Annotated in this window: 33 protein-coding genes, 2 pseudogenes and 1 riboswitch; of the genes and pseudogenes, 11 read left to right on the top strand and 24 right to left on the bottom strand. The window is 36.5% G+C overall.

Translation table 11 applies throughout. The features are described 5' to 3' along the window. Position 1: 1 nt before the first annotated feature. Positions 2–1,840 carry a translational GTPase TypA gene (typA, locus tag J7E81_RS03030; RefSeq protein WP_215040652.1) on the bottom strand — a complete coding sequence of 613 codons (1,839 nt, stop codon included), beginning with the start codon at positions 1,838–1,840 and terminating at the stop codon, positions 2–4. Positions 1,841–2,000: 160 nt separating this feature from the next. Here typA and J7E81_RS03025 point away from each other — a divergent pair, with 160 nt between their 5' ends. Next, entirely contained in the window at positions 2,001–2,186 is a 186-nt protein-coding gene (locus J7E81_RS03025) for a YlaF family protein (protein ID WP_215040651.1), read from the top strand. Positions 2,187–2,246: 60 nt separating this feature from the next. Here the strand turns inward: J7E81_RS03025 and J7E81_RS03020 are convergent, their stop codons facing one another. Both J7E81_RS03020 and J7E81_RS03015 read right to left on the bottom strand, forming a co-directional pair. Then, the gene (locus J7E81_RS03020; protein ID WP_215040650.1) at positions 2,247–3,044 is read right to left on the bottom strand and encodes an inositol monophosphatase family protein; all 798 of its coding nucleotides are present in this window, start codon (positions 3,042–3,044) and stop codon (positions 2,247–2,249) included. Positions 3,045–3,302: 258 nt separating this feature from the next. Then, positions 3,303–3,497: a hypothetical protein gene (locus J7E81_RS03015; protein ID WP_215040649.1), complete on the bottom strand. Its 195-nt coding sequence runs from the start codon at positions 3,495–3,497 to the stop codon at positions 3,303–3,305. 178 nt (positions 3,498–3,675) lie between these two features. Here J7E81_RS03015 and J7E81_RS03010 point away from each other — a divergent pair. Both J7E81_RS03010 and J7E81_RS03005 read left to right on the top strand, forming a co-directional pair. Beyond that, positions 3,676–3,893, top strand: a pseudogene (locus J7E81_RS03010) (DUF1054 family protein); the annotation flags it as partial. Between the two features lie 91 nt (positions 3,894–3,984). After that, positions 3,985–4,602, top strand: coding sequence for a YktB family protein (locus J7E81_RS03005; protein WP_215040648.1), 618 nt, complete (start codon positions 3,985–3,987; stop codon positions 4,600–4,602). Positions 4,603–4,690: 88 nt separating this feature from the next. Here the strand turns inward: J7E81_RS03005 and J7E81_RS03000 are convergent, their stop codons facing one another. The 10 genes and pseudogenes from J7E81_RS03000 to J7E81_RS02965 all read right to left on the bottom strand — a co-directional run bounded on the left by J7E81_RS03000 (position 4,691) and on the right by J7E81_RS02965 (position 9,309). After that, the gene (locus J7E81_RS03000) at positions 4,691–5,164 is read right to left on the bottom strand and encodes a hypothetical protein (protein ID WP_215040647.1); all 474 of its coding nucleotides are present in this window, start codon (positions 5,162–5,164) and stop codon (positions 4,691–4,693) included. A gap of 376 nt (positions 5,165–5,540) precedes the next feature. Next, positions 5,541–5,708: pseudogene (locus J7E81_RS31245) on the bottom strand (hypothetical protein); the annotation flags it as partial. A gap of 37 nt (positions 5,709–5,745) precedes the next feature. After that, a complete protein-coding gene (locus J7E81_RS31240; RefSeq protein ID WP_374103973.1) occupies positions 5,746–5,862 on the bottom strand; it encodes a DNA ligase LigA-related protein in 117 nt (38 codons plus the stop codon). Between the two features lies 1 nt (position 5,863). Beyond that, a complete protein-coding gene (locus J7E81_RS02995) occupies positions 5,864–6,100 on the bottom strand; it encodes a hypothetical protein (RefSeq protein ID WP_215040646.1) in 237 nt (78 codons plus the stop codon). Positions 6,101–6,138: 38 nt separating this feature from the next. Then, the gene (locus tag J7E81_RS02990) at positions 6,139–6,558 is read right to left on the bottom strand and encodes a hypothetical protein (protein ID WP_215040645.1); all 420 of its coding nucleotides are present in this window, start codon (positions 6,556–6,558) and stop codon (positions 6,139–6,141) included. Continuing rightward, on the bottom strand, positions 6,552–6,869 hold the full coding sequence (locus tag J7E81_RS02985) for a hypothetical protein (protein ID WP_215040644.1): 318 nt from the start codon (positions 6,867–6,869) through the stop codon (positions 6,552–6,554). Before J7E81_RS02985 ends, J7E81_RS02990 begins: the two co-directional genes overlap by 7 nt. A 205-nt stretch (positions 6,870–7,074) precedes the next feature. After that, a complete protein-coding gene (locus tag J7E81_RS02980; protein WP_215040643.1) occupies positions 7,075–7,482 on the bottom strand; it encodes a hypothetical protein in 408 nt (135 codons plus the stop codon). After that, positions 7,454–7,846, bottom strand: coding sequence for a sigma factor-like helix-turn-helix DNA-binding protein (locus J7E81_RS02975; protein WP_215040642.1), 393 nt, complete (start codon positions 7,844–7,846; stop codon positions 7,454–7,456). Before J7E81_RS02975 ends, J7E81_RS02980 begins: the two co-directional genes overlap by 29 nt. Further along, the gene (locus J7E81_RS02970) at positions 7,846–8,436 is read right to left on the bottom strand and encodes an AAA family ATPase (RefSeq protein ID WP_215040641.1); all 591 of its coding nucleotides are present in this window, start codon (positions 8,434–8,436) and stop codon (positions 7,846–7,848) included. Before J7E81_RS02970 ends, J7E81_RS02975 begins: the two co-directional genes overlap by 1 nt. Before the next feature lie 765 nt (positions 8,437–9,201). Continuing rightward, positions 9,202–9,309 (bottom strand): anti-repressor SinI family protein, encoded by a 108-nt coding sequence (locus tag J7E81_RS02965; protein WP_374103972.1) that lies wholly within the window; start codon positions 9,307–9,309, stop codon positions 9,202–9,204. A 29-nt stretch (positions 9,310–9,338) separates the two neighbouring features. Further along, positions 9,339–9,425, bottom strand: a riboswitch (cyclic di-GMP riboswitch). 498 nt (positions 9,426–9,923) lie between these two features. Between J7E81_RS02965 and J7E81_RS02960 the strand changes: the two genes are divergently transcribed. Continuing rightward, positions 9,924–10,931 carry a DUF3231 family protein gene (locus J7E81_RS02960; RefSeq protein WP_215040639.1) on the top strand — a complete coding sequence of 336 codons (1,008 nt, stop codon included), beginning with the start codon at positions 9,924–9,926 and terminating at the stop codon, positions 10,929–10,931. A gap of 856 nt (positions 10,932–11,787) precedes the next feature. Here the strand turns inward: J7E81_RS02960 and J7E81_RS02955 are convergent. Further along, the gene (locus tag J7E81_RS02955; RefSeq protein WP_215040638.1) at positions 11,788–12,606 is read right to left on the bottom strand and encodes an STAS domain-containing protein; all 819 of its coding nucleotides are present in this window, start codon (positions 12,604–12,606) and stop codon (positions 11,788–11,790) included. A gap of 245 nt (positions 12,607–12,851) precedes the next feature. On the opposite strand from J7E81_RS02955, the gene J7E81_RS02950 reads away from it, so the two are divergent. The 3 genes from J7E81_RS02950 (at position 12,852) to J7E81_RS02940 (ending at position 14,443) form a co-directional block, all read left to right on the top strand. Continuing rightward, on the top strand, positions 12,852–13,133 hold the full coding sequence (locus J7E81_RS02950) for a hypothetical protein (RefSeq protein WP_215040637.1): 282 nt from the start codon (positions 12,852–12,854) through the stop codon (positions 13,131–13,133). 196 nt (positions 13,134–13,329) lie between these two features. Beyond that, on the top strand, positions 13,330–13,689 hold the full coding sequence (locus J7E81_RS02945) for a MerR family transcriptional regulator (RefSeq protein WP_215040636.1): 360 nt from the start codon (positions 13,330–13,332) through the stop codon (positions 13,687–13,689). Between the two features lie 13 nt (positions 13,690–13,702). Beyond that, complete coding sequence (locus J7E81_RS02940) at positions 13,703–14,443, top strand: SDR family NAD(P)-dependent oxidoreductase (protein ID WP_215040635.1); 741 nt, start codon at positions 13,703–13,705, stop codon at positions 14,441–14,443. Positions 14,444–14,659: 216 nt separating this feature from the next. Here the strand turns inward: J7E81_RS02940 and J7E81_RS02935 are convergent, their stop codons facing one another. Together J7E81_RS02935 and thyX are read right to left on the bottom strand one after the other, a co-directional pair. Continuing rightward, positions 14,660–15,133 carry a DUF6241 domain-containing protein gene (locus J7E81_RS02935; protein ID WP_215040634.1) on the bottom strand — a complete coding sequence of 158 codons (474 nt, stop codon included), beginning with the start codon at positions 15,131–15,133 and terminating at the stop codon, positions 14,660–14,662. 42 nt (positions 15,134–15,175) lie between these two features. Further along, positions 15,176–16,093: an FAD-dependent thymidylate synthase gene (thyX, locus tag J7E81_RS02930; RefSeq protein ID WP_308162145.1), complete on the bottom strand. Its 918-nt coding sequence runs from the start codon at positions 16,091–16,093 to the stop codon at positions 15,176–15,178. On the opposite strand from thyX, the gene J7E81_RS02925 reads away from it, so the two are divergent. Further along, positions 16,001–17,410, top strand: a complete 1,410-nt coding sequence (locus J7E81_RS02925; protein WP_215040633.1) for a recombinase family protein — start codon at positions 16,001–16,003, stop codon at positions 17,408–17,410. The genes thyX and J7E81_RS02925 overlap by 93 nt on opposite strands. 433 nt (positions 17,411–17,843) lie before the next feature. Here J7E81_RS02925 and J7E81_RS02920 read toward each other — a convergent pair whose 3' ends face one another. From J7E81_RS02920 to J7E81_RS02905, 4 genes are all read right to left on the bottom strand, one after another. Continuing rightward, positions 17,844–18,251 carry a CBO0543 family protein gene (locus J7E81_RS02920; protein ID WP_215040632.1) on the bottom strand — a complete coding sequence of 136 codons (408 nt, stop codon included), beginning with the start codon at positions 18,249–18,251 and terminating at the stop codon, positions 17,844–17,846. Between the two features lie 81 nt (positions 18,252–18,332). Next, positions 18,333–18,875, bottom strand: coding sequence for a CBO0543 family protein (locus J7E81_RS02915; RefSeq protein ID WP_215040631.1), 543 nt, complete (start codon positions 18,873–18,875; stop codon positions 18,333–18,335). Positions 18,876–19,136: 261 nt separating this feature from the next. Next, positions 19,137–19,373, bottom strand: a complete 237-nt coding sequence (locus J7E81_RS02910; RefSeq protein ID WP_251028409.1) for a YolD-like family protein — start codon at positions 19,371–19,373, stop codon at positions 19,137–19,139. Between the two features lie 219 nt (positions 19,374–19,592). Next, positions 19,593–20,066, bottom strand: a complete 474-nt coding sequence (locus J7E81_RS02905) for a hypothetical protein (protein WP_215040630.1) — start codon at positions 20,064–20,066, stop codon at positions 19,593–19,595. 221 nt (positions 20,067–20,287) lie between these two features. Between J7E81_RS02905 and J7E81_RS31235 the strand changes: the two genes are divergently transcribed. Next, positions 20,288–20,335 (top strand): hypothetical protein, encoded by a 48-nt coding sequence (locus J7E81_RS31235; RefSeq protein WP_374103986.1) that lies wholly within the window; start codon positions 20,288–20,290, stop codon positions 20,333–20,335. Positions 20,336–20,575: 240 nt separating this feature from the next. Here the strand turns inward: J7E81_RS31235 and J7E81_RS02895 are convergent, their stop codons facing one another. After that, positions 20,576–20,848: a UPF0223 family protein gene (locus J7E81_RS02895; protein ID WP_215040629.1), complete on the bottom strand. Its 273-nt coding sequence runs from the start codon at positions 20,846–20,848 to the stop codon at positions 20,576–20,578. Between the two features lie 39 nt (positions 20,849–20,887). After that, positions 20,888–21,847, bottom strand: a complete 960-nt coding sequence (locus tag J7E81_RS02890) for an NAD(P)H-dependent flavin oxidoreductase (protein ID WP_215040628.1) — start codon at positions 21,845–21,847, stop codon at positions 20,888–20,890. A 209-nt stretch (positions 21,848–22,056) separates the two neighbouring features. Between J7E81_RS02890 and J7E81_RS02885 the strand changes: the two genes are divergently transcribed. After that, positions 22,057–23,529: an aminotransferase class I/II-fold pyridoxal phosphate-dependent enzyme gene (locus J7E81_RS02885; protein ID WP_215040627.1), complete on the top strand. Its 1,473-nt coding sequence runs from the start codon at positions 22,057–22,059 to the stop codon at positions 23,527–23,529. 51 nt (positions 23,530–23,580) lie between these two features. On the opposite strand, the gene J7E81_RS02880 is transcribed toward J7E81_RS02885, so the two are convergent. Further along, complete coding sequence (locus J7E81_RS02880; protein ID WP_215040626.1) at positions 23,581–23,703, bottom strand: GapA-binding peptide SR1P; 123 nt, start codon at positions 23,701–23,703, stop codon at positions 23,581–23,583. A 281-nt stretch (positions 23,704–23,984) separates the two neighbouring features. On the opposite strand from J7E81_RS02880, the gene J7E81_RS02875 reads away from it, so the two are divergent. After that, positions 23,985–24,419 carry a DUF1885 family protein gene (locus J7E81_RS02875; RefSeq protein WP_215040625.1) on the top strand — a complete coding sequence of 145 codons (435 nt, stop codon included), beginning with the start codon at positions 23,985–23,987 and terminating at the stop codon, positions 24,417–24,419. Between the two features lie 485 nt (positions 24,420–24,904). Here the strand turns inward: J7E81_RS02875 and lpdA are convergent, their stop codons facing one another. Beyond that, complete coding sequence (lpdA, locus tag J7E81_RS02870) at positions 24,905–26,320, bottom strand: dihydrolipoyl dehydrogenase (protein WP_215040624.1); 1,416 nt, start codon at positions 26,318–26,320, stop codon at positions 24,905–24,907. Between the last annotated feature and the right edge of the window lie 3 nt (positions 26,321–26,323).

Here is a 26,323-nt window from a genome sequence, read left to right as displayed (position 1 = left end):
GTTAACTCAATTCAGCAATTTTTTTCTTTTTAGCCATTCTTTCCCGTTCATTTTTGTCAAGGATTTTCTTTCTTAAACGAATCGACTCAGGTGTGACTTCACAATATTCATCGTCATTTAAGTATTCTAATGATTCTTCTAATGTCATAATCCTAGGTTTTTTAATGACAGACGTTTGATCTTTGTTTGCAGAACGAATGTTAGTTGCATGCTTTACCTTCGTGATATTAACGGTAATATCGTTTTCACGAGTGTGCTCCCCAACGATCATTCCTTCATATATATCAGTACCAGGTTCAACGAAAATCGTACCACGGTCCTCAACCTGCATAATTCCATAAGTAGAAGCTTTTCCTGATTCCATTGAAACAAGAACACCTTGACGTCTTCCGCCGACTTGTCCTTGAAGCATAGGCTGGTAACTATCAAACGTGTGATTAATAATTCCATAACCACGAGTCATCGTTAAAAATTCTGTTGTGTAACCAATTAATCCTCGCGCAGGTACATTAAAGATTAAGCGAACTTGACCTGAGCCATTATTAATCATATCAAGCATTTCACCTTTGCGGGCTCCAATTGATTCCATTACGGCACCTGTATGCTCTTCAGGAACATCAATTTGCACACGTTCTACAGGCTCACAACGAACACCATCAATTTCTTTTACAATTACTTCTGGTTTAGAAACCTGTAGCTCGTAGCCTTCACGACGCATATTTTCGATTAGAATCGATAAATGGAGCTCACCACGACCAGAAACAATCCAAGCATCTGGTGAATCTGTATTATCTACGCGTAAGCTGACATCTGTCTGCAACTGAGAACGAAGTCTTTCTTCAATCTTTCTAGAAGTCAAATACTTACCTTCTCTACCGGCAAATGGACTGTTATTGACTACAAATGTCATTTGCAAAGTAGGTTCATCAATTCGTAAGATCGGCAGCGCTTCTTGATGTTCAACAGGACAAACCGTTTCACCAACATTAATGTCCTCCATACCAGAAACGGCAATCAGGTCTCCTGCTTTTGCCTCTTCAATTTCTTGACGCTTTAAGCCAAAGAATCCGAAGATTTTGGTAACACGGAACTGCTTAACAGAACCATCAAGCTTCATTAGAGCTACCTGCTGTCCAACCTTCATTGTACCGCGGAATACACGTCCGATTCCAATCCGGCCTACATAATCATTATAATCAAGCAATGCTACTTGAAATTGAAGCGGCTCATCACTATTATCAACTGGTGCCGGGATATGTTCTACAATCATGTCATATAATGACTTCATGTTTTCGTCTTGTTTCTCAGGATCAGTACTTGCCGTACCATTGATCGCAGAGGCATAAACAACTGGGAACTCAAGCTGGTCTTCATTCGCCCCAAGCTCAATAAATAAATCTAATACTTCATCAATTACTTCTAATGGACGGGCAAAATCACGGTCAATTTTATTGACAACAACAATTGGAGTTAAGTTTTGTTCTAAAGCCTTCTTTAAGACAAAACGTGTTTGCGGCATACAGCCTTCATAGGCATCAACAACAAGCAGTACTCCATCAACCATCTTCATGATCCGTTCTACTTCGCCGCCAAAATCAGCATGGCCTGGCGTATCCAAGATGTTGATACGAGTATCTTTATATTGAATCGCTGTATTTTTTGCAAGGATCGTGATTCCGCGTTCTCTTTCTAAATCATTAGAATCCATTGCACGTTCTTCTACATGCTCATTGGAACGAAATGTTCCAGATTGTTTTAGCAGCTGGTCCACCAACGTTGTTTTACCATGGTCAACGTGGGCAATAATCGCTATATTACGTATATCATTTCTTATATTCAAAAAATTCCACTCCTACCTTTATTCAAGAAATTGTTTTTAATTATAGTTTTTCATATACAACTAAAACATTATACCACAAATAAAGTGGAAACCTGAAATGATTTTATGTAATATAGAAATAAAAAGCAAAAACGCAGATGAACAGAAGGGGAATGTGCTGATGAACAATGTGAAATGGCCTTTACTTATTTATGCAATCCTTGCAGCAGTCAGTATTGTCGGAATTGGAATATCAATTAGTGAACACAGTGTAATTGGGGGAATTGTCTGTATTGCGGCTGTGATTGTTATTATGGGGATGGGGTTTAAAACCAAAAGAAAAATGCGGCAGAATGGAGAATTATAAAAGAAGCTCGGCGGACCCGGGCTTCTTTTTTGCTAATCACTAAGCAGGCAGCCATCTTTTCTACCATTGCCCACTTTTTAAATAATCCTTTAAAATGGTCTGGTGAAGCCCTGGTTTAGCTGCGAACAAAGAATCTCTTGAAAGAAAATCAAGTTTTTCACCACGTAAATTGGTCACCACTCCACCAAGTTCTTCAATAATAACTGCTCCTGCGGCAAAATCCCATGGTGCAAGCCTCATTGAAAAATAGGCGTCTACCCTGCCCGCTGCTAAAAATACCATTTCAAGAGCAGCTGTTCCATATGATCTTGTCCCCCGAGCATCTCGGACCAAGGGAATCATTAAATTATGATCAATTCTTTTATTTTCAATAACCCAAGTGGCATTAATAGCAAGAATGGACTCCTTAATGGTTGCTTCTTTAAGCTTTGGTAGAGGATTTTCATTTATGTAAGCACCTTTTCCCCGAAATGCGTGGTACAGCTCATCATGGACTACATCATAAATGAGGCCAATTTTACCTACTCCATCTTCATAGATCCCGATAGAAATGGCAAAATTCCTTTGCTGGTGTATAAAATTCATCGTTCCGTCAATTGGATCAATTAACCAAACAATTCCCCCAAGGTCTTGAAGTTCATCTCCAAACCCCTCTTCACCCATAATCTTATGTTCAGGATAGACCGCTCTTATATGTTGGATAAAAAACTGTTCAATTTCTTTATCAATGTTTGTAACCAAATCATTGGGATTTGATTTCGTTTCAATATTTAACTTGGACTTAAAGGATAACCGGATTTTTTCGCCTGCTTCTTTAACCCATTGTTTTGCGTTGGCATCTATGGTTTCCCAATTCATACCTTTCCTCCATTCGTGCATTTATTTCAATGTATGTAGTATGATGCACCTTTTATGATTTGATGTACTTCTAGCTTAATCAAATTGAGCTTTAACAGCAACTTTTAGTCATCACCAGCAGATCGTTCAACTCATCACACATAAGGGCACAATAATAAACGAACTCCCCTTATTCCCATTTGGAGTTCGTTCAAAACAAGCGATCTATTATCTCTCCACGTTTCATTCCCTCTGTATACTCCTTAGGTTATAAATCGATCAAAAAGCCTTTAAGCGTAACAATTCCATGCGGATTTTTTCTAATTTTTGCTTACACTCTTTCATTTTCTTTTCATTCTTCTCTTCAATTGCCTCGAATAATGTGGCCAATTCATAATCCATTTCTAATCTTAATACGGCTGTTCTTTCCTTTTCACTTGCTTTTTTTAGAGATGTATTCATTAGCTGCTTCATTACTCCTTCCCCCTTCCATTTTTATACTAACTTTTCTGATTTTTTTGTTTTAATGTATACTATGAGCCACCTAGATATGTTGCAACAAATATGTGCGTTAACCCATACGAGCAACAAACTTCTTCGTTTTTCTTTCTTATGCTACAATGATGGACAAACAATTGTTGGAGGTAACAAAATGGATTTTGGCGGCTTTACAACTGAGGATTTCAATGTATTTCTAATAGATGGATTAGAACCACGGATGGAGGCTTTAAAAAATACGGTTCGCCCGAAACTAGAACAATTAGGGGAATATTCGCACCAACGCTATCTGCTCTAACGGGAGATGAAATGTTCATCCATGTGGCCAAACATGCTCGTCGTACAATTAATCCGCCCAAGGATACATGGGTTGTTCGCAAAGTATGATTGATTACAAGCCCTCCGTCTCTATCTTTTACCCCCATAATAAAACGATTAAACTTGATGAAGGAGTACCTAAAAAATGCAATTTCAAGGATTTACAAAGACTGATTTTGACACTTTTAATATAGAAGGTCTTGACGCAAGAATGGAAGCAATTGAAGAACGGATTCGACCAAAGTTCCGTGAAATCGGTCAAGTATTAACGGACGAACTTTCGGTTAACCTTGGACAAGAAATGTTTTTGCATATAGCAAAACATGCCCGTCGAACTGTAAATGCCCCGAAAGATACTTGGTTGGCAATAGCGGGGAACAAACGTGGATATAAACAACACCCGCATTTTCAAGTTGGTTTATTTGACGACCATGTATTCATTTGGTTGGCGTTCATTTACGAGTTACCGAACAAAGAGGAAATGGCAAAGACGTTTTTGAAGAACTTGAAAACGATCAAAACGACCGTTCCAAAAGATTTTGTTGTTTCCCAAGACCATATGAAAAAAGACGCAACTTCAATGAAGGAAATCAACTTAAAAGCTACACTTGAACGTTTTCGGGACGTCAAAAAAGCGGAATTCCTTATTGGACGACAAATTGCAGCTAATGACCCGATTTTAACCAACGGCAGCGAATTCTTGGACGTTGTAAGAAATACGTTTGAAGCACTTATCCCATTATATAAATTAGCGTATAAATAGAAAAAAGCGTCTTTCCCCCGCTATGCGGAAACGGGTTCGGACGCTTTTTCATATTCTGCTGTTAAGAAAAGGTATCTAATAAATTGTATCAAAATGGTCTATTTATTCTCACTTTTTCAAATAAATACTGTACTCCATACAATATATAGGCTTTATAGTGTATGTAAAAAAAGAATTGAAAGTAGTTTAATCGATTTAATCGAACAATTTTAAATTTTTTAAGGAAAGGCATGAAGAGAAAAGCAAAGAAAGCATTAGCAAAAACATTAACTAATACAAACCTTTTAAAGTATCCATACGAAAATTTAAGAATCCACAAAGATAGAGGCATATATGGTCCAATATCAAAGGGAAGCTCATCCCTTAAAAATGATTTCGGTTTATCATAAAACTTCCACCACTTCCTCTGATGTCCATATATATGATTAATAATTTCAAAAATAGATATAAAAACACCAGCAAATGAATATCGTTTGAAAGTCTTTTTACCTATAAATAATAATGATAACCAGGGAATCATTATTAAAATTAAATTAAAAACTTTGTGCTTCTTTGAAGTCATGCGTGGATTTCACCTCTACTAGGAATATTGCATGTATTTTTTAATGTGTCCAATAACGGAAAAGAAATTAGCGCTGTCACAGACCTTTCCGTATTTGTAGACAAGGTGTTTTATCTTTATAAAGTTTATAATATTTATGGTCGGGGAATTAAAGTTGTCGGCTTTTTCGTTAATTTAATTTAAATAAAAGAGCAATGTTTTTATAACATTGCCTAGTTGCAGTAGTGTTTATTCGATTTATTTGATGGAACACTTCTCACTATTTCGTAACCCTTTTTATTTATCCAAGTATTGAAAATTATAATTGCTTCTTCACTTGGTGTGTTACTTCGAACTACAACTGTAAGTTCACCAACTTTTACAGAACGGCGTCCAATTATTGATATCTATTTATAACTTTCACGGCGTTCAAGACTCGACCAGCCATGTTCAATGCGTCGGGGTCTGCAAGTGGAAGGAAAGCAGCCGTTGCCCCGTCGAAATCAGCAAACGCTTCATGCCATTCACATTCAGCGGCTATACCCGGATATTTCCCTTGAAGTTCGGCAAGTTCTTTCTACCATAAATCGAAGGTATGGTCTTCAATCATATCCGTCGTTCCAACGATAATAAATCACAGAATGAACAAGGATTTGTCTTCGCCGTCTCGTTATCAATTCAGCTATATCTTCTCGTGACAATGATTTTTCAATTGCCATTTTACATTACCAAGATTTCGAATTCCCGTTCGAATGCATTATATTTTGATAGCATTTCTCCGACGTTTTGAAGTTCAGAAAGCTGACCTTTTATCATATCCAGACGGCGTTTCTTTACTTCAATTTGACCTTCAACGAATTGATAATCTTCTTCCTCTTGTAAATAGGCGATTTCACCTTGTAATGTGATTCCCTTCTTCATTAGTTCATTGAAGCGGGCTTCAAGGATAAGATTCAACGGAAGGGATTGCGAATGATCGGCAATTCTATCAAGAATTATTTGGTCAAGAGTTCCACAAGAATTGCAAAATCACGGAAACTTCTTGGAATGTTTTCGAATTCATCAAAGACCAACAATGTTCCGCTTGCTTCAACGTCAATCGTCGCCCAATCAAAGCGGCTTACAAGTTCGATATTCGTTTTATGATGATCGAGCCAACGTTTTCCGCCTTGATACCGGTCAAGACGTTTCGCCGTTTGTTCCTTGATTCCCAAGTCCGCAATCAGAATAAACGGAAAGTCGGCCGAGTTTTCTAATTCGTCCAAGCGTTGATTGATTTTGTCGTCCACATTTTGATAGGAACAATAATGAACTTCGGCGTGTGAACCAAGTGCGGCTTTGAAAAGAATTCCGCCCCCGATTCCGTCCAGATCATTGTGAGAAAACATAATTGCGTTTTGTGGAAGAATTACCATATTAGAAAGACCCCCCTTACATGTTTTCGAACAAGTTCCCAACGAAGTTCATGGAAATCTTCGAAATATTGGTTTTGCTGGAATTGAACGAAGTGTCGGAAATTCATCAAGAACGTTTCTCCTGCCCTCTCGTCGTTTGGATTAATAGCTTCGAAGTATGCCTTCGGAGTCAATTCGCTTTGAACGAAATCTTGGATTTGTTTTGCGAAAAATGCAGCTGTTCCCCGTTTGAATCCCTCACTTACTTGAAGGAAACTTTCGAATTCCTTTGCTTGGTTTGTTAGCGTCGTTTGTTCTTTCAATAAAGTCACGTACGATTTCCCCTTTCGGTTTGTCGTTGTTACACCGTGACTTGTGGTTTGAATATCGGGGATTGTGACGCAACAAAAAATTTTTTATAATTGTTTTGAAAATTTCTGTTATTTTTTCTTACGACCTTTTGCCGAAGGTCTTTTTTTCTTGCCAAATTAAAAACGCCACCCCTATTGGGACACGCTCGAATATTATTCAGCCTTTTTACATTGATTGCTTTTTACCACCAAGATAATTTTGACGGGTCAGTTTTTCTTCGATTGTTTCGTCTGCCCGTTCCCGATTGTACCGGGTTCGAAGCTGCCGTTTAGTCAAGAATGGATATTCTTCACGGGTTACTTTGTCAGGGTGATTATTCGTCATATCTTCGAGCAATAACCAATTTCCCAATCGTTGAACTTGAACGCCGTCTGGGACTTCACCCGTTTGTTCGATATAGGCTTCACATATCGCTTCGATCGCTTGCTTGCGGATATCCAAAGAAGGCGGTTGCCCGTTCACGTTCAGCAGCGACAATAATTTCGATACTTCCTTATCCATACGAACCTTGTAATTGGCGATAAACATACCGTCAAAATAGTGTTTATTTGTAATCGCTTGGAATAGATTCATGATTGCTTCCCCCTTTGACGTCGTTCAAATCCTTCTTATATTGTTCGGCAATTTTATTCACGACCGATTGAATCAATTGTTGAACCGCTTGCTGTGAAATTCCCATGATTTCGCCCGCTTCCCTTTGCGTCAAATCTGCGAAATAGACTAACTGAATCGCTTGTCTTTGGCGTGGGGTCACGTTTATTTTTGAATATGCAATTTGGAAGTCTATCAACAAATTAATAGCGTCGAAATCGCCTTTATCAATTGCAGCACTTCGAACGTGATGAATGTTTGATAATAAGGCGTTCACCCCTTGCGGCGTTTCAATCGGATATTCTGTGTGTTCGTTTGACTTCAAATCAATTGAAGCAGCACCCATTATATTCGCCCCCCTGGTTTTCCCCCTTTCACATATTGAACGGCCTTATCAAATGCCGCTTGTGATTGTTGAAGTAGTTCTTCGATAGTTCCATTGTTTTGAATTTCGAAATCAACCTTGAACCCGTCAATGTAACGTTCGGTTTCATGATATAAGTCTTGAATATCGAAGTTGTCGTTCTCCGCAAGAATACGGTTCAAACGAATCCTGTCTTCCGCACTTACACGGACAATAAAGAATCCTTGTTGCTTCAATTCGTTAAATTCGTTCGGCTGCCGAAGGTCGGACACAACGACCCGATTTGCCCTGACTTCTTCGATTTTGTTGAACGTGTAATTGACCCAAACGTCCGGGTCAACTTCCCGCATTTTTTGCCCGATATCTTGAAGCAATTTGCGTGGTTTTTCTTCATGCCGCTTTGCGTAAACTTGCCGATATAAAAGACGAATCGTTTCCCAAATCCCTTCGGAAAAACGAAAACCTGTGAACTTGTGCTTTTCACGAAGGAAATTGGCAACCGTGTCTTTGCCGCTTCGCATTTTACCACACAAGGCAATTTTGACGACTAATTTACCGTTAATAGTTCCCAACGTGATTCCCCCTTCCGAAAGTGTTTTGCGTTACACTTGAACTTGTGGTCTGGAATCAACGTTTTGTGACGGCAAAATAAAAAGCCTCCGTTCAATTGGCGACTTTCGTTGCAGATGGATATTTTATTAAAATAAAGATTGTGAAAGGTTGCACTTAAACAAACATAGCAGTTTAGCTTAGTAACAGTTAAAATACCGCCCCCCTAATGTCAGGTAAGTTTTTTTCTATTTTATGGGCAATATTTTTTCCTTTATGAATTTTTTTTGGTTGAAGGAAACTTTTTAGAGGAGTAAAATATAATGAAAATAAAGGAGTTGATAAGAATGTATCCATCTAAACGAATAAAGAAAAGGATCTTATTAAATTCCTCCCTATGTAAAATGTTAGGTATTATTAGTGACCAAGAATATAATTCAATTTTAAATAATATCAGTTCTCGTGGATACTAATTCTTGGTGTATAGACGTGTAGAAAAAGAGTTTGTAAAACTATTATTTAAATCAGGAAATAATGTTACTTCTTTTTTTTCAAGAAACGTCGAGTTAATCCTAAGTCGCATACACCAACGGCTACTCTCCATTAAAATATTAAGTAGATTGTGAAGGAGTGTACTAAACTAACGGCGGGCAAGAATTTAAAAAGGGGCTGCTTCTGCAGCTCCTTTCCTTATTGAGCTAAAGGGCAGATAGTTTAAGAAGGGATATTTTTTTAGGACTTTTTTGACCCAAATAACGAACCACATAAAAAATAGACCTTCAATGAGGTCAAGAAGATTTTTTTAGAAATTCTTTGATTTCATCAACAGAAAGTCCTAAATTACGAGCCTTAATAATGAGTTCAATCCATTCTATATCTAAATCATTTTCACTCAACATGTTACCCTCCTAAAATATGTATTATTCTAGGCAGCCCAGCCGTCATTGCTGTTTATAACTTTAGACCTGTAGCTTTGCGTCCCAATCTTTCGAAAGGTTTGCCTTTTTCTAAATTTTGTTAATGCTATGAAACAATTGTAATACAAATGTTCATTATATTGAACAAAATATAAGCCAAAAAGTTCGACAATCTTTGCTAATGTAGCACTTCGATGAAAATGTGCGGTAAATGAGAAGGGGCTTGCTAAACTAACGGGGCAGGTTTGTTGAAGAAGCAACTGCATTTATAGATATAAAATTTATAAAAAAACCATCTTTCGATGGTCTCTTGTTGTTTTTAAATTGGTTATCCATTAGCTGAACTTTATTTATTTGTGGTTATTACAAATGTTAATTCAATAAAACTCTTTAACTATTCTTGGTAGCACTTTGTTTAATAAAGCTTGAAAGGGAAAAAAGTTTTTTAATTTGAAGGAAGGGAAAAGGTATTTCTTCTAGCCTTATAAAAAAATGATTGGATTATTATTTACTTACTAGTTTTTTTGATTTGGAATAATTCCTCTTTTAAAAGAAGCATACTATAACCAAAAGGTTTATGGAGGTAAATTATTTTGTCTTTAACTAATCCTATAAGTTCATCAGAAATAGGAACTCTTTGGCTTACATACCAAGAAAAAACTCTTATTATGAGAATGCTGGAGTATTTTATAAAAACAACAGACGACGATGAAGCTAGAAATATTTTGGGTGGGTTATGGCAACATCTAAATTATTTCGTTTTAGAAATTGAAAAAACCTTTAAACAACAAGGAATTGCTTATCCTATAGGATTCACAAAAGAAGATGTAAATTTAGAAGCGCCTAAGTTATTCGACAATGCATTTGATATTATGTTTGTCCGTATTTTAAAAGAGGTAAGTATGGGCTTGTATACGATTAATATGAATATGGCTTACAATGACGATGTAGCAAAGATTTACAAAGGGCTTACTAACGTAACCCAAGATTTTTATATGTTATCTACTGAATATTTACTTAGAAAAGGAGTTCTTACTCTTCCACCAAAGGTAACAATGCCAAAAACAACGGAGTTTGTAGAAAGTAAAAGCTATATGAGTGGTTTTAAACCTTTAAGTGATAAGAGGGCTTTAAATGATATTGAACTTGGTTTTCTACATCATGGCATTGAAACAAATAATATTGGTATGCAACTCATTACAGGATTTGCCCAATGTGCAAAAAATAAAGATGTGAAGAAATATTTTGTAAAAGGTAAAGAACTTGCGAAAAAACAAATAAAAGTATTGACAGATATTCTTTTGGATAATGATGTTCAATTTTCTGCTACTTCTGGAAGCACCGTTACTACTTCAACTGTAGCCCCCTTTTCTGAAAGGCTTATGATGGTATGTGTACATTTTCTCAACGGCTTCAGCATTGTTGGAAATAGTTTTGGTACATTTTTTACACTTAGAAATGATATTACTATGAGATCTTTATTACTTGTCAAAGATGTTTATTTCTATGGACAAGAAGGTCTTGAGATTATGATTAAACATGGATGGTTTGAAGAACCACCACAAATGGAGGATAGGGCACAAATAATAAAAGGTAATTGAATTAATAAGTTATTAAAGGAAAATATAAGAATGGTGTTAGTTTATAACACTTAATTACAATGTGGGGGGATATATTATATTATGAATACTTCAATTAAAAGCTTATTATCAACTCTACTTAATTTGTTGATTAGGTTATCCTTCTTACTTGAAAGGATTGACAAAAAGTTAAAATCTGTTTCTTTAAGAACGCAAACTTTAGCTTAAGTATTTCATAATTACCTTTTCCGCATAAATATTAAAAAGGCACAGTACAGAAATATTCGTGCTGTGCTTTTTTGTATGTGAATGATTAATAAACACTTAAGATTTTAAGTTATTTCAACTAAAGGATTATAAAAGTTTGGGGGCACGATCTGAATCAAAGATGTAAAGTGAAAATAAATTAATAAGGAAACAAATTTAAATCTTTAATCACTATTTTTATGCATTAGTGCTTTAAACCATTGAAACAATTTTCAGACAATGGTATTATATACACATGTTTAAATTCTTCGGAGTTTAGACCTCCTAATCATGAGGCTTAGCCTAGACCACTAAGCCCCTACCTTACCTTTGATCAAAGAATCAAGGGTCTTTTTTACATTAAAACAATAAATAATGTAAGACTAAATTCCTGAAAATTAAACAAATTAATATTAATGCCATAGCAATTCCCCTTGGCATGCTGATTTGGTCGAGTTTCAACCCAAAGGAAGCTATATTTACTATTAATACAATGACTAATCTGTACCGTAGTGCTAGCTTCCTTTGTATTTTCATTATTGTCCTTTCCTAACAGCTAAATATCCCACTAAAACCCAACCCACTTATTTTTCATCTGAATGATCTACTTCCTCATTAGGGGTTACTGAAATTAAAGGTATCTCTTTAATGTTTCTTGTAACGTACCTCTAGTTTCAGCATGTTGAAAACGTATTCCAGAATGAACCATTTTCTTCACAAGGTCAGGTCTGATTCCAGTAAGTATAGCTTTACATCCCATCATAGAAATACCAGCTAATATTTTTTCAAAGTAACCTATGACATCCATTTCCATCATTGCTATTCCTGAAAGGTCGATAACAAGTGTCTGGATTCTAGATTTAGCTATATCATTTAAAATTTTTTCCTCAATTATTATAATCCTGTACGAGTCAATGGTACCAATCAAAGGCAAAACAGAAAGCATTGAATTTACAGGAATAATCGGAACTGACAAATGTTCTACCATTTCTCTTTGTTGAAGGATCATTTTATCTTTGTAATCTGAATAACTAAGGAAAAAGTTGTTTAGGAATTGATCGACTCTGTCATTTATTAGTTTTTCAAGTTTTGAATATTCCGTTTTTCCTGTTATTATAGCCTGTTTTTCATCTATTGAATTTATAATCTGCCATACCGTTCTTCTAATCGCTTGTACCCATTCTAATTTTAATGCCAGTGTTAAAGAGTAAGTCGCCCAGGCAATTCCCTCCTGTTTAGCAAAAGCTACTAGTTCTGAATCATTCTGTTCAACTACATAAAAAATTAATTTTCTTGCATTTTTTAATAAATCAATATTTCCCTTATCTAATATTTCTTTAATTTTTCCTGAAACGTTTGTTGCTTCCGACAATAGCATATTATCAAAAATTTCGCCGTTTTGGTATATATAATCCATTATCTCTGTCTTTAAGATGAGTTTTGTCTCCATATTTATGCCCCCAATTTAACTACCTTATAGATACATAACAAATAACATATACCCTTTTTGTGATATTTTAAACCTAGTAGAATATAAAAGGTTTAATTTTTTGTTGATTAACTGAAGAAAAATATTAGAGAAAGTTCCAATTCGGCTAACTAAGCAGGTTAGTTGAACAAGACAAAGTTAAAGGTGGTTATTTGAGAATACTCTGTAAATCCTTTAAGAACGGTTTTTCAAATGAGTTAAATGCATTGGAGGATGTAACAAAATTAAACCTCGATGCTTATGGAGAAGATTTCATTCCCCAAGGCTTTTTTATAATAAATGGTGATGATGTTTTTCCAACTCGTATAAGAAATCGAATAATAGTAAATCGAAAAGACCTTATTCATTCTGGATATTATCAAGACATAAGTAGGTTAAACGTTGTTGCGGAAAAAATGGATGTGTCAGAAATGTCAGATTGCTGGCAACCCCATTTAGTTGCTTTAGACCCAAACCTTTTGGAATACAGTTTCGAAAAGCCTTATTGAACAAACGGGCAGTTTAGTTCAACAACAATTCAGTAATAGGGTCATATTCTTTAATAAGAGAAGGAATTATTCGTAAGTAATTGAAGTATTCTCAAATAACGGACTGTTTAATAGAATAAATGATATTGACCTTCACATGATGTGATGGTTTATATTTAAACCAAGGCAAGAAGAAATTTAAAAGAGGTGCTTTTAAATGCATATTAGTGAATTAGCTCGAAGATCAGGAGTAAGCATTCGCTCATTACGGTACTATGAAGAAAAAGACCTTTTGAATCCAATTCGTTTAGAAAATGGCTATCGTCAGTATAGTGAAATTGATATTGAACAGATTCGAATGATTCAACTTTATTTAAGCATGGGTTTGAAAACAAATGAGATAGCTGATTTGCTTCATTGTGCGAGCGAAGGACGAATCAAAGACGCATGTATACAAAATGGAATTAAAAAAGGGGAAATGAAACTTACTGAAATCAGAGAACAAATTGCAATCTTACGAAGAGCTGAATCCCAGCTGATGGACGTGGTAACAGATTTAAAAAACAGAACCAAATAAGGAGATATTTAAAATGAGTAATAAAATAAGCTCAATCAATCAAAGGATTGCCTTAGTCACGGGTGGAAATCGTGGGATCGGAAAAGAAATTACACGGCAGTTGGCTTTAAAAGGATACCATGTGCTAATTGGATGTCGGGATACAGAAAAAGGGGAAAATACTGTTACAGAAATGTATAAAAATGGACTGACTGTTGATCTACAAGTAGTCGATGTAAATAATGTAGTCAGTGTCGAACAAATGATGAAACGAGTAAGGAATGAGTATGGTCGATTGGATGTACTTGTGAATAATGCTGGAATTATCCTTGATAGGGGGATTTCTATTTTAGAATTAGAAGAGTTAGTGGTAAAAGAAACTTTTGAAACAAATTTCTTTGGAGCCCTAAGGTTGATTCAAGCAAGTGTCCCTTTAATGAAAGAGCATGGTTATGGGAGGATAGTAAATTTATCCTCTGGTTTAGGAGCATTTGAAATTCTTCAAGGATTTGGAGGTTTGAAAGGATCATCGGGAGCTTACCGTATATCCAAAACAATGTTAAACGCTTTAACATGTCTAGTCGCTCTGGAAATTACAGAACCAAATATAAAAGTAAATGCAGTATGCCCTGGCAGTGTTCAAACTGATATGGGAGGAGAAAACGCTCCAAGTACAGTCGTTGAAGGAGCTGATACTGCTGTTTGGTTGGCAACATTGGGTGAAGATGGACCAAATGGTGAATTCTTTAGGAATCGCCAAAATATTAATTGGTAATTCACGTTTTAATATTCGGTAGGGGTTAAGAATATTGTGAAATTCCTCACTTAAAGAACGGGTGCTTTAGTTTCATTTGTTTTAATACAATAAAATATAAAATGGCTGAGTAAACACTTTACTAAGCCATTTTTAAAATTACAAATTCGGGGTGCATCCTCGAATACAATTTCAAGTTTTACGAGACTAACGGAACCCGTTAGGATTTTCCGCTTCTTATTTGAAGTTTTTCTTGATATATTCTTTTTCTTCTTGTGGTGTCAACAATCTTGTCGCTTTTCCAATATTTCCGCCTTGCCATTCCCAAATTTTATTGTGAACTTCAACTGCGTTTGAGAAATCGCCCCTTTTCCAAGACGTCAATACTTTTCTATAATAATCTTCATGATCGTAATTAGTAACTTCCAGCGTTCGAAGCATTAGGTTAATATCTTCTTCGGTAATCCGATACCCACCCCATTTTTCGTCTGCTGCAACCTTTTGGTGCGTCATTGCGTGTAGTATTTTTTGATAAGTTTCTTCGTCCAAAGCATCTTCACGAACTTGCGAAATTGTCGGTACTGACTCCATAACTGTTATTTCGTCAGCTTCCGCTTTTCCTTCAAAACTATTCAAACCAAAAATCATAACGACTGTTAAAGCAGCCGAAGCAGCTAAAATTCCAAAAATCCAACCCAAGAATTTCTTCATTTGTAGCAGCCCCTTTTAATATTCGTTTACTTGTTTACAATTTTATTCCAATTCAAAATAAGGGTCAAGCCAAATTTCTTTATCAACGACAACACGATGAAGTTCTTCCGCAAGTTCGGCGATTTCCCATTGTGCCCCACGACCTTTCCGACGTTTGGAATAAAACCCAAGTAATGCTCGAAGGTTGCAAGTCATTGTCAAATTGATTGCGGCAGCATTCGGAAGGACAAAGCGGGCGTCTTCCGTCGGAATCTTTGTTTCTCGAAGTCTATCATATGCGGCTTGAATTACGTCCATTGTTTCAAGAAATATCTTTAATGCTTCGGGATCTTCTTTAACTTTCGGCGGAATAACGATCTGGAATCCACCTTTCTTCTTATCGGAAGCGTCCGAAACATAACGCTGCGATTGAACGGAATATCCAAAACCTACACGGTGTCGAGTCAATTGTGCCAATGCCGAACGGGAAAGGCCTTCGATTGCAAATGTAAAAGAAATGTGTTCCAGTGTTGAAGTGTGTCCGCTTGATACAATGTGACGAAACAATCGATCGGCGTCAGTTCCGCCCTTCCCATCCGAAGCTGTCTTTTGTTGATACTTTTCGTATTCCACACCTTCAAACAAATCGGAAGGTTTATTGTGAGAATAACAAGTTCTAATCGCCGTAAATGCGATTTCCCTTGCATTAGGTGTACTTGCTAACAATTCAACTTTCAATTCACTTTGTTTTTCGTTAATCATTCGAATTCCCCCTTTTGCCATGACTTGCACACCCGTTGACCCGAAGCCGCTTGTTCCACGTTCCGAAGCGTCGAGTTCATCAACAACTTCGGTTTCGATTTTTTCTTCGTATTTCTTGAAAACGGCTTGTGCGATTCGGTCGCCAACCTTGACTTTGAACGGAAGAAATCTTGTATTATAAAGCACAATTCCAACGTCGCCCCTAAATTTCGGTTCAATCGTTGCGGGTGTGTTCCCTTCATTGCGAAGAATGGATACAAGAACGTTGAATTTTATGAAGAAATCGGTTCGGCGGATTCCATTTCAAGGCGTCCCGTTTTTATGGAACTATTGGATAAAGTTGAGGCTGGAGCATTTGATGCTGTTCTTGTCGTTGCTTTTGACCGTTTGACACGTGGAAGTCGAAAAGACGCTGGTATCATTAACGAAATTTTTAAGGAATCCGATACGCTTATCATGACGCCAAATCGATCCTATGATTTGAACGAAGAATCTTCCGAAATGCTTTCAGAATTCGAATCGTTGATTGCCCGTCAAGAATATCGCCAAATAAAGAAAAGCTTGAAGCAAGGCAAAATCAACGGGACTAAGGAAGGAAAATTCACCAACGGAAAGCCTCCCTTTCCTTATTACTACGATCGCAATCCAAGAACGGTCAAGGTTGACGAAAACGGGCGGAAAATTTACAACTACTTGTTGACGTTATTTCTTGAAGAAGGGCTTTCAACGGAAGAAATCGCCCAACGCTTCAACGTCGAAGGAATCCCAACAATTTCGGGGAAGCCGAATGCGGTTTGGCGACAATCACAAACGGCAAGACTTTTAAAACACGAATTTCATCTTGGTTATGTTTTTCACGGCAAATTTCGGCGTGTGAACGGTCATCATTACCGTGAAAACGACCCGTCAAAGGTAATCAAAGTCAAAGGGCTGCATGAACCGTTAAAGACCGAAGAACACCACTGGACAATAGTCCAACGACTAGAAGAAACCCGTCTTCTTCCTCCACGTGCCCGAAAAGGAGAATACATTCTATCGGGATTATCGAAGTGTGCCTTTTGTGGTCACGGAATATCATGGTATCGTGACACGAAGAATCGTGTTTATTTGAAAAAGTACCGTCATATCCTTCCCGACGGGATTCACCGCTGTAATAAGAATCAAGGTTGTCAAGAAGATGTCATTCTGAGGGCACTACGGGCGGATATGGAAGACTTTGCAGCAAGATTATACAATAAGACCCTAGACGCTCCAAAACGCAAAAATGGGGGCGGTAAGGCGTTGATTGCACTTCAAATGGAAGTGATCGAAAAAGCAAGCCAACGGATTGAGAGAATAAAGGAATTATTTATTGACGGAATGATAGACCGAAAGGAATTCGAAAAAAGGAAAAACACCGAAGAACAAAAAATGAAAGCAGCGGAAAAAGAAGTTGAACGATTATCCCAATCCAATGAATTCATTGACGAAGTGAAGAAAAAAGAACGAATGAAGCGTTGGTCTGAAATTGATTTGAAGGATTTATTCGAAGAGTAAAGAGAAGATGTTGCCTTTAGTATCGAAATTTTACTACGAATATCTTTTTGATTTATCCCTTACAAAATTAGCAATAATTTTTAATATAAAAAACATTAAAACGGTAATACTACAAAAGCAAAAGATATTAACAACGTCCTATAACGGTCAATTAAGAGAAAGAACAGAATAAGAAATAATACATTTATAATGATAATACTCCACCACCCAAGACTAAACAAATCGTGATGAAGCCATATATCTGTTTGAAGTGAATGATATTTGCTTCCCATTTTATCTGTTTGACTGTACATAAATTAATCCCTCATTATTGAATGATATTAACGGTATTATATTGCAATCTTTTTTTATCTATTCAGTTATTTCACTTTGGAGAAATACTCTCCAGATTACTTGAATAAGAAAATTGCCTAGCTTATTTAAGAAAGCTTTGTTAGTTCATTTTTTCAATTTTACATATCCATTTATAATATGCCAGTAAAGTTAAAAGTAAAATTGGATCAAGAAATAACGAATAAATAAATTTCCACCAACCGTAATGAAAGTACCCCCAAGGTTGTTGCAGCGATAGTAACTCATAAGCCGAAATAAATAACACCCAGGCACAAATATAACTAATTCTTTTATTCCAGGATTGATTAAAGGGATACCAGTTTAAAAATATAACACATACAGGTGGTATTAGTACCGTATATACTAATATATTTGTCCAATCAATTCCTTTCCAAAAATACCAGTAGCCAAGTGTTTTTTCATCAATGAAAATATCAAAAATTATTTCCAATATCATTGAAAATGCCCAAATATGAACAATCTGATTTTTGGTCAGATGTTTATTCATTTTATAAGCAACCGTATTGAAAAATAAAATCGATAAAAAAATAACACCATTAAAATCATCCTATGTAAAAATTGATAATGGTTAAAATGTTTTACGTTTACTTATCCAATCCGCACATAGATAAATTATTAAATAGATCGGAAAAGAATATATATACTCCCAATGTATCATTGTATAAAATCCTATGAGTTGAAATAATGGTTCTCCCACGAATGATACAAAGGCACTGTACACTATTGCCTTTTTAAATGGCGATAAATGCGGTTTAAATTGCATTAACAATGTCATCGATACAGGAAACATCCAAAAATCCCAAGGAACATAGGAGGGAATTGTAGGTATAAGTTTACTTGGGTAGTACCATAGCCCCGACACTACACCAATAAAGTCTAACCAAGAAGTAATTATAATAATAAAAAATGAAGAAAACATATAACGTGCAGTAGTTTCTTTCTCTCTAAGTTTCCACCATAAAATCCAGGGAATGATTGTTAATCCAAATGATAACCACCAATCCCAATGGAATAGGGTATTTTCCTTCCAAAAGTTAAAATATTTATCGTTAGCAGCATCCACTTCTTTATAAAAAGTTCTTACTATTTCTTTCTTTTTCTCAATACTCAATCGATTTACCTTCTTTTAAATTGTTAATACTAATATAATCCCCAGATTATTTAAAATAAGCAAAAATCTTTAGCGGTCATTTTTTAACTAACCTTCCATTTAGTTGGATATAAAAAATACCAACCTTTTAAGGTTGACTCTAGTCATGAGATGTTAGCTTAATTCAAAACCTTCACTCCGACTACACTTTCGAATGCCACTCGTTCAAATTCTCCAGGCTTCACCTCAATCCGAAGCTGATGAGTTAAAGGATCTACGTAATTAAACACGACCAGTAATGTCGTGAGTAAAACCGTCATCCCATACAGTTAGCTTTACCTCATGATTATATTCTGTTGCGTATGCTATACGAAGGTCGAACTCTTCCGTCTGATGTTCGTCTAATATTGGCTTAGCAGTACGAGCTTGATCCTTGAACATTTCTCTTGTCATTTCGAATGCTAGAGGTAAAAATGAAGCCGATTGCCATTTCATTTTACCACGGTCTCGAATCGCCATTTCGAATCATCCCCTTCGGTATTATTATACACGAACTAACGTTCTGTATGTAACCAAAAAATAAGACCAGCATTTCACTGGTCTTTAGAATCCCGCTTATTTACCATTTTCATTAGAACGGCGGTTCAAAGATTCAAAAAGGAAATCTCTTTTCCTCAATTGCTTTTCGATAAATGGCCAATAACAAATCATCCACCGCTAAAAAACACATATAAAGCATTATGATTTATGTCTTTCAGTAAAAAAATTCATTTTATCCAGTAAAGTCTGAATGCCATATAAAAGCAGCGCTCTAAATTGAAGTAACAAAAAATGCTGGAATGGATTTATACGCACTAACGAAACTATTCCTGAGCGTTTTAAAAATTTTAACCCCCAAATATCAAACAAAATATGACCTATAGTATTTGTAATCAAATACAAAAAAAGTTTATTGTATGTAAATTTAAGAATCCAGAGTGCTGCGACTAAGAAAGGGCCGAATACAAACGCTGTGTCACCACTTATCTTGGAATTTAATCTTACAAATTTCCACCATTTTCTTTTTTGAGCAAATAAGTGGATTACTTTTGAGACGATACTTATGAGAATAGCCGCAGGTAAAAATCGTTTAAAAGCTCCTTTCCCTAGCAAAGGAACAGTCGACCATGAAAGAATTACCATTAGCAGTAGTAATGATTTTGAATGTTTCATTTATGCAACCTCCTATTCCATCCATCAAGAATAATATCCCCTGGAATAGAAAAAATATAAATAGCAACAATCTATAAAGTCTATCGGAGAAAGAAGGCGCAGTAACCGACCTTCTTTTTATGTTCTAATCAAGGTTTATGGCTATCGTATTTTGTGAACAAAGCATACATGGGTAGCTTTTGCCAATAATCCCCGGGCTATAAAATGCCCCACATTTCCAAATTGGATTATGGAATACTCATTTGTTTAGTTGGTTTGCTGTCAATTAAACATTAGCAATTAACTAAAGCGAATTTACTTGCTCAATTCGAGCGATTGAAGACCATTAAAAAGGCTGAATTATTATGTGGTTATATTATTGAACGGGAAAAAAGTGATCGAATTAGGGGCTGAGGGTTTATTAACACAAATTGACGAAGTGTTTACCAGAGTTGCACCACTATATAAAATTGCTCAAAATATGAAATAAAGAAGAAAACTCCCGACATCAGCGACGGGAGTTTTCTTCTTTATTTCATGATAATTTTATCTCCAGCAGAGGCCTCTTTTGCTTTTTTAATAGTCCGATAAGAAGAATATCCACTTATTTCTTCGAATTCTCCACAAAGCGTTTTTTCCTCTGCTTTGCTCGGAACAATCTCTTTGAATCGACGATAGGCCATCATGACCTCATCTCGTTCAATCCCTTTTTCATAAGCCCTCTCAATGGATTCAAAAAATTTAATCACATCGACAATTTCTTCCGTCGACCAACTGTAATCAATGGGGTACTGATATTCCATCCATTCACCTGCTTTACTATGCTATTGTGTATGATACCTCTATTCTCCCCATTTTGCACGAATTTGTTCAGCCTCATTTACCATCCGGGTAAAGAGCTCAGCGACAGTTGGTACATCTTTTATGAGGCCCATAACCTGCCCTGCCCAGGCAAAACCCCCTGCATTTTCTCCATCGTATATGTACCGTTTATTGGCATTTCCACTAATAAAGTCTTTGAGCTGTTGATAATCACCATGATTCTTCTCAATCTCTAGGATTCTTTCTGTCCAATTGTTAGCAATGGCTCTACCAGGTGCTCCTAGGGTTCTTTTGATGACGACTGTATCACATTCAGTTCCTTCTACTAACGCTCGTTTGTAGACTTCATGCGCGTGTACACAATCCTTTGTTGCGATAAATCTAGTCCCCATTTCAATCCCTTCTGCCCCTAAACTTAGAGCAGCCATTAATCCCCTTCCATCCCCTATTCCTCCCGACGCAATCACAGGGATCGAGACAGCATCTACTACTTGTGGTATTAAAACAAACGTACCGGTATCGTCCCTGCCCAGATGGCCACCGCCTTCCTGGCCAACAACCATAACCGCATCGGCTCCCAGCTCCTCGGCCTTTATTGCCTGTCTCCTTGCAGCTACGAGTACAAGGGTTTTAATATCTGTCCCCTTTAATTGTTCAAAGATAGGTGTTGGATTTCCGCCAGTCATGGAAACAACTGGAACTCTTTCATCGATGGCAACCTGAAGATAATCTGAAAACGGTCTTCCTTGCTGTCCAATGGCAAAATTCACCCCAAATGGCTTATCCGTTAATTGCTTAACTTTTCTAATCTCAGCTCTCAGCAATTCAGGTGTGGCAAGTGACATCGCAGTAATTTGACCAAGCCCCCCTGCGTTTGATACAGCAGCAGCTAACTCTGAATAAGCTAAGTATGCCAATCCCCCTTGGATAATCGGAAACTGGATGTGTAATAGGTCAGTAATACGTGTATTCCATTTCAATTGAACCCCTCCTTCACGTTTATTAAATGTTAATTCGTCTTTACGGGTTAATTTTCCTTTCTTTAAGGGAAACTAACGATAGTTAAAATTTATCAGTAAAGTTATATATATATCCTTTAAAATACAAAGGAATAATGATATAATTCTTTTGTTTTATGTCGAATACTGACGAATATTCCGAGCATTTTTATAAAGAGGTGTATTTACCATTGTCACAAGAACAAACACCGTTATTTAGCGGTTTAGTAGCACATGCTAAAAAAAACCCAATTCAATTCCACATTCCCGGCCATAAAAAAGGCGCTGGAATGGATACAGAATTCCGCCAATTTATTGGTGATAATGCTTTGTCCATAGACCTAATCAATATCGGTCCTCTTGATGATTTACATCAGCCAAAGGGGATCATCAAACAAGCCCAAGATTTAGCGGCAGAAGCCTTTGGTGCGGATCGTACCTTTTTTTCCGTTCAGGGAACCAGCGGCGCAATTATTGCGATGATTATGGCGGTTTGCGGACCTGACGATAAAATTATTGTCCCAAGAAATGTTCACAAATCCATTATGTCAGCAATTGTTTTTTCTGGGGCCATTCCAGTCTTTATTCATCCCGAAATTGATAAAGACTTGGGTATCTCACATGGCATTACAACTGATTCAGTGGAAAAAGCCTTAACTCAGCACCCTGATGCTAAAGCGATTTTAGTGATTAATCCTACTTACTTCGGGATTTCCGCAGACCTAAAGAAAATTGTTGAAATTGCACACTCACATCATGTTCCCGTACTTGTCGATGAAGCCCATGGTGTCCATATCCATTTCCATGATCAGCTGCCACTTTCAGCTATGCAGGCAGGAGCAGACATGGCAGCGACTAGTGTTCATAAATTAGGTGGCTCCATGACCCAGAGTTCTATCCTTAATGTAAGAGAAGGACTTGTTTCGGCAAAGCACGTTCAATCCATTTTAAGCATGCTTACTACTACATCAACATCGTATTTGCTGCTTGCTTCATTGGATGTAGCACGTAAGCAGCTTGCAACAAAGGGCAAAGAGTTAATTGACAAAACCATAAGGTTATCCCAATCTATTCGGAAAAGAATTAATGAAATCGACCACATTTATTGTGTTGGTGAGGAGATCCTTGGTTCTAAAGCGACTTTTGATTTCGACCCGACTAAACTCATTATTTCGGTTAAAAATTTAGGCCTGTCCGGCTATGAAGTAGAAAAATGGCTAAGAGAAAAACATAATATTGAGGTTGAACTATCAGACCTTTATAACATTCTGTGCATCATCTCACTAGGAGATACGGAAGCTGAAGGAGATCTTTTAGTGAATGCTTTAAAAGAGCTTGCAAGCGAATGTGAGCATCGTGTTGGGCAGATTAAACCATTAGAAGTTCTCCTGCCTGAAATTCCGGTTCTTGCTTTAACACCAAGAGATGCCTTTTATGCAGAAACAGAGGTTGTTCCGATTGAAGAATCTGAAGGCAGGATTATAGCTGAATTTATTATGGTATATCCTCCTGGGATTCCAATTTTCATTCCAGGCGAAATTATCACAAAAGAAAATCTCCATTACATTCGTGAAAATCTTGAAGCCGGCTTGCCTGTTCAAGGTCCTGAGGATGATGAAATTAAAACAATCCGTGTGATAAAAGAATATAAAGCAATTCAATAGAAGCGATAAAAAATAGGATTCCAGAAAAGGAATCCTTTTTATTTTATCCTATTATAGTTCGTCGTCGTGTTTGTGATCTTCGCAGCAATTACATTTAGAATAGAGCACGGTAACTTTTTCATCTTCAAAGTGATCAATAGTTGAATTACATGTTTGGCATACAAGAGTACCCATTTGTTCCATCCCCTTTTCTTATTGAATGATAATCATCTTAAAGCGCTTTCTAATATCCTTAACTTAATAATAATATATCACATTGAACTTTTCAAGTTTAAATTGTATGTCACATTAATTAAATTTTTTATAATAAATGACCTTTTTGAACATTTATTACTCTTTTTAAAATATATAGAACAATTGATCATTTATTTTAATGTAATTAATGTTGTCAGTACTTTTTAATCAGTGCTAGAATAGAATTGACATAGAAAATGAACGAAAAAGGGGGAATGGTGATGGCTGTAAATGCATTTATTAAACTCGTGCCCTCATCTGTTAAACAAACAATCACAATCGAAGAAGTAAAAGAATTATTTCATTACTATAAAGATATAACTGCTAAAACGGGCAACCAATTGAACTGGCAGTATGGGGAATCGGCATTTCCATATGACATTAAAGAAACAGAAGGAAGTAAAGGAAAAGCATTTTATTTGCATTCTGACAACGAACGCTACTATGCCATTTTAATTGGCGTTGATAAGGAAACCGTAATAGAGGAAGATAACACAGAAAGAGAGCAGCAATACATACAAGTTACATTACCGGAACAATCGACACACGGTGATAAAGGAAAAGCGAATGAATTTTGCAAGTTCCTTGCCAAAAAACTGCAAGGAGAGCTCCACCTTTTTAATGACAGAGTCATGTACTATTATCCAAGAAAATAACACAGAAAAGGCTCCTAATACATGGGGGCTTTTTTAATGTACAAAGAGAGCCAGAGTATAATGAATCGAGGTATAGATTACCAAGCTTAGAGCAGTAATAAATAATGTTTTTCTGCGAGATTTGGTTACGTAATTTCCCAGCATATAAGCTAAGTAAAAAAAAACAAAAAACATTATCACCTTATAAATGAGTTGATCATGCTTTGAAAGCCATTCAATTAATGTATAGCCGCTCCAAATAATAAATTGTAATATGACAACAAGATAGACCTTCATTTTTTATCACCACGCAAAATACATTGATCTTTTCAAGAAGAGCAAAGACATTAGCTAGTGTTATAAATATATGTTCCTTCCTGGGCAGTTAGAGATACTTTCCGGATTCTTTTCGAATCATCCTTCCCTTTTTATTTATTGTCTACTAAATAATTCGAGCTTACTAAATAAAGTCCTTTCCCAAATTAGGAAAGGACTTTAAATATAAATTACTTAATAATATGAATTGGAGTTCCAAGAACAACTTCAGCAGCTTCCATGGTAATTTCTCCAAGAGTTGGGTGAGCATGGATCGTAAGTGCTAAATCTTCTGCTGTCATCCCTGTCTCAATTGCTAAGCCTAATTCAGCGATCATATCAGAAGCACTTGCTCCAGCAATTTGAGCACCAATAACTACACCATCTTCTGCACGAGTGATTAATTTCATGAATCCTTCACTGCTGTCTAATGATAATGCACGGCCATTTGCAGCGAATGGGAATTTCGCAGCTTTAACCTTAATTCCTTCTTCTTTCGCTTGTGCTTCCGTATAGCCAACAGAAGCTAATTCAGGATCTGAAAATACAACCGCAGGAATACCGAGGTAATCGATTTCTGATGGATGACCTGAAATGGCTTCTGCAGCAATTTTTGCTTCATAAGACGCCTTATGTGCTAATTGAGGACCTGCCACAACATCACCAATTGCATAAATATTGCTAACATTAGTACGGCATTGCTTGTCAATTTCAATTAATCCACGTTCGGTTAATTTAACTCCAGCCTGTTCTAAGCCCATTTCATCTGTGTTTGGACGGCGTCCAACCATGACGAATACATAGTCAGCTTCAATTTTCTTCTCTTCGCCTTTTACTTCAAATGTAACCACTACACCATTTTCAGATTCTTCTACACCTTTAGCCAATGCATTTGTAAAGAATTCTGCGCCTCTCTTTTGCATAGTTCGCTTAACAAGTGAAGCCATTTGCTTATCAAATACACCAAGACCTAAAATTTCGTCTGCACCTTCTAAGACAGTTACTTGGCTGCCAAAGTTTGCATAAGCGCCGCCAAGCTCAATCCCAATAACACCGCCGCCGATTACAACGATTTTTTCAGGAACTTCATTTAAATTCAAGGCACCTGTAGAATTTAAAACACGTTTTGTATATTTAAAAGTTGGCAATTCAATTGGACGAGAACCAGTTGCAATAATTGCATTTTTAAATGTATAAGTTTGTGCGGAATTTTCATCCATTACACGAAGTGTATTCGCATCAACAAAGAATGCTTCACCACGAACAATGTTTACTTTATTTCCTTTTAAAAGACCTTCAACACCGCCTGTTAATTTTTTAACGATTCCAGCTTTAAAGTCCTGAACCTTAGAAAAATCAACTTTTACGTTTTCAGCTGTAATTCCGAATGATTCGGAGTGAACCGCTGTTTCATAACGATGTCCAGCAGCAATTAATGCTTTAGAAGGGATACAGCCTACATTTAAACAAACGCCGCCAACATATTCCTTTTCAACGATTGTTACTTTTTGTCCTAATTGAGCGGCACGGATTGCTGCTACATATCCTCCAGGACCCGCACCGATGACTATAGTATCTGTTTCAATTGGGAAATCTCCAACTACCATTTT

The organism is Bacillus sp. ISL-18 (genome assembly GCF_018613415.1).
Lineage (GTDB): Bacteria > Bacillota > Bacilli > Bacillales > Cytobacillaceae > Neobacillus.
The sequence above is the reverse complement of the archived record's forward strand: the minus strand, read 5'-3'. Positions and strand labels throughout refer to the sequence as shown.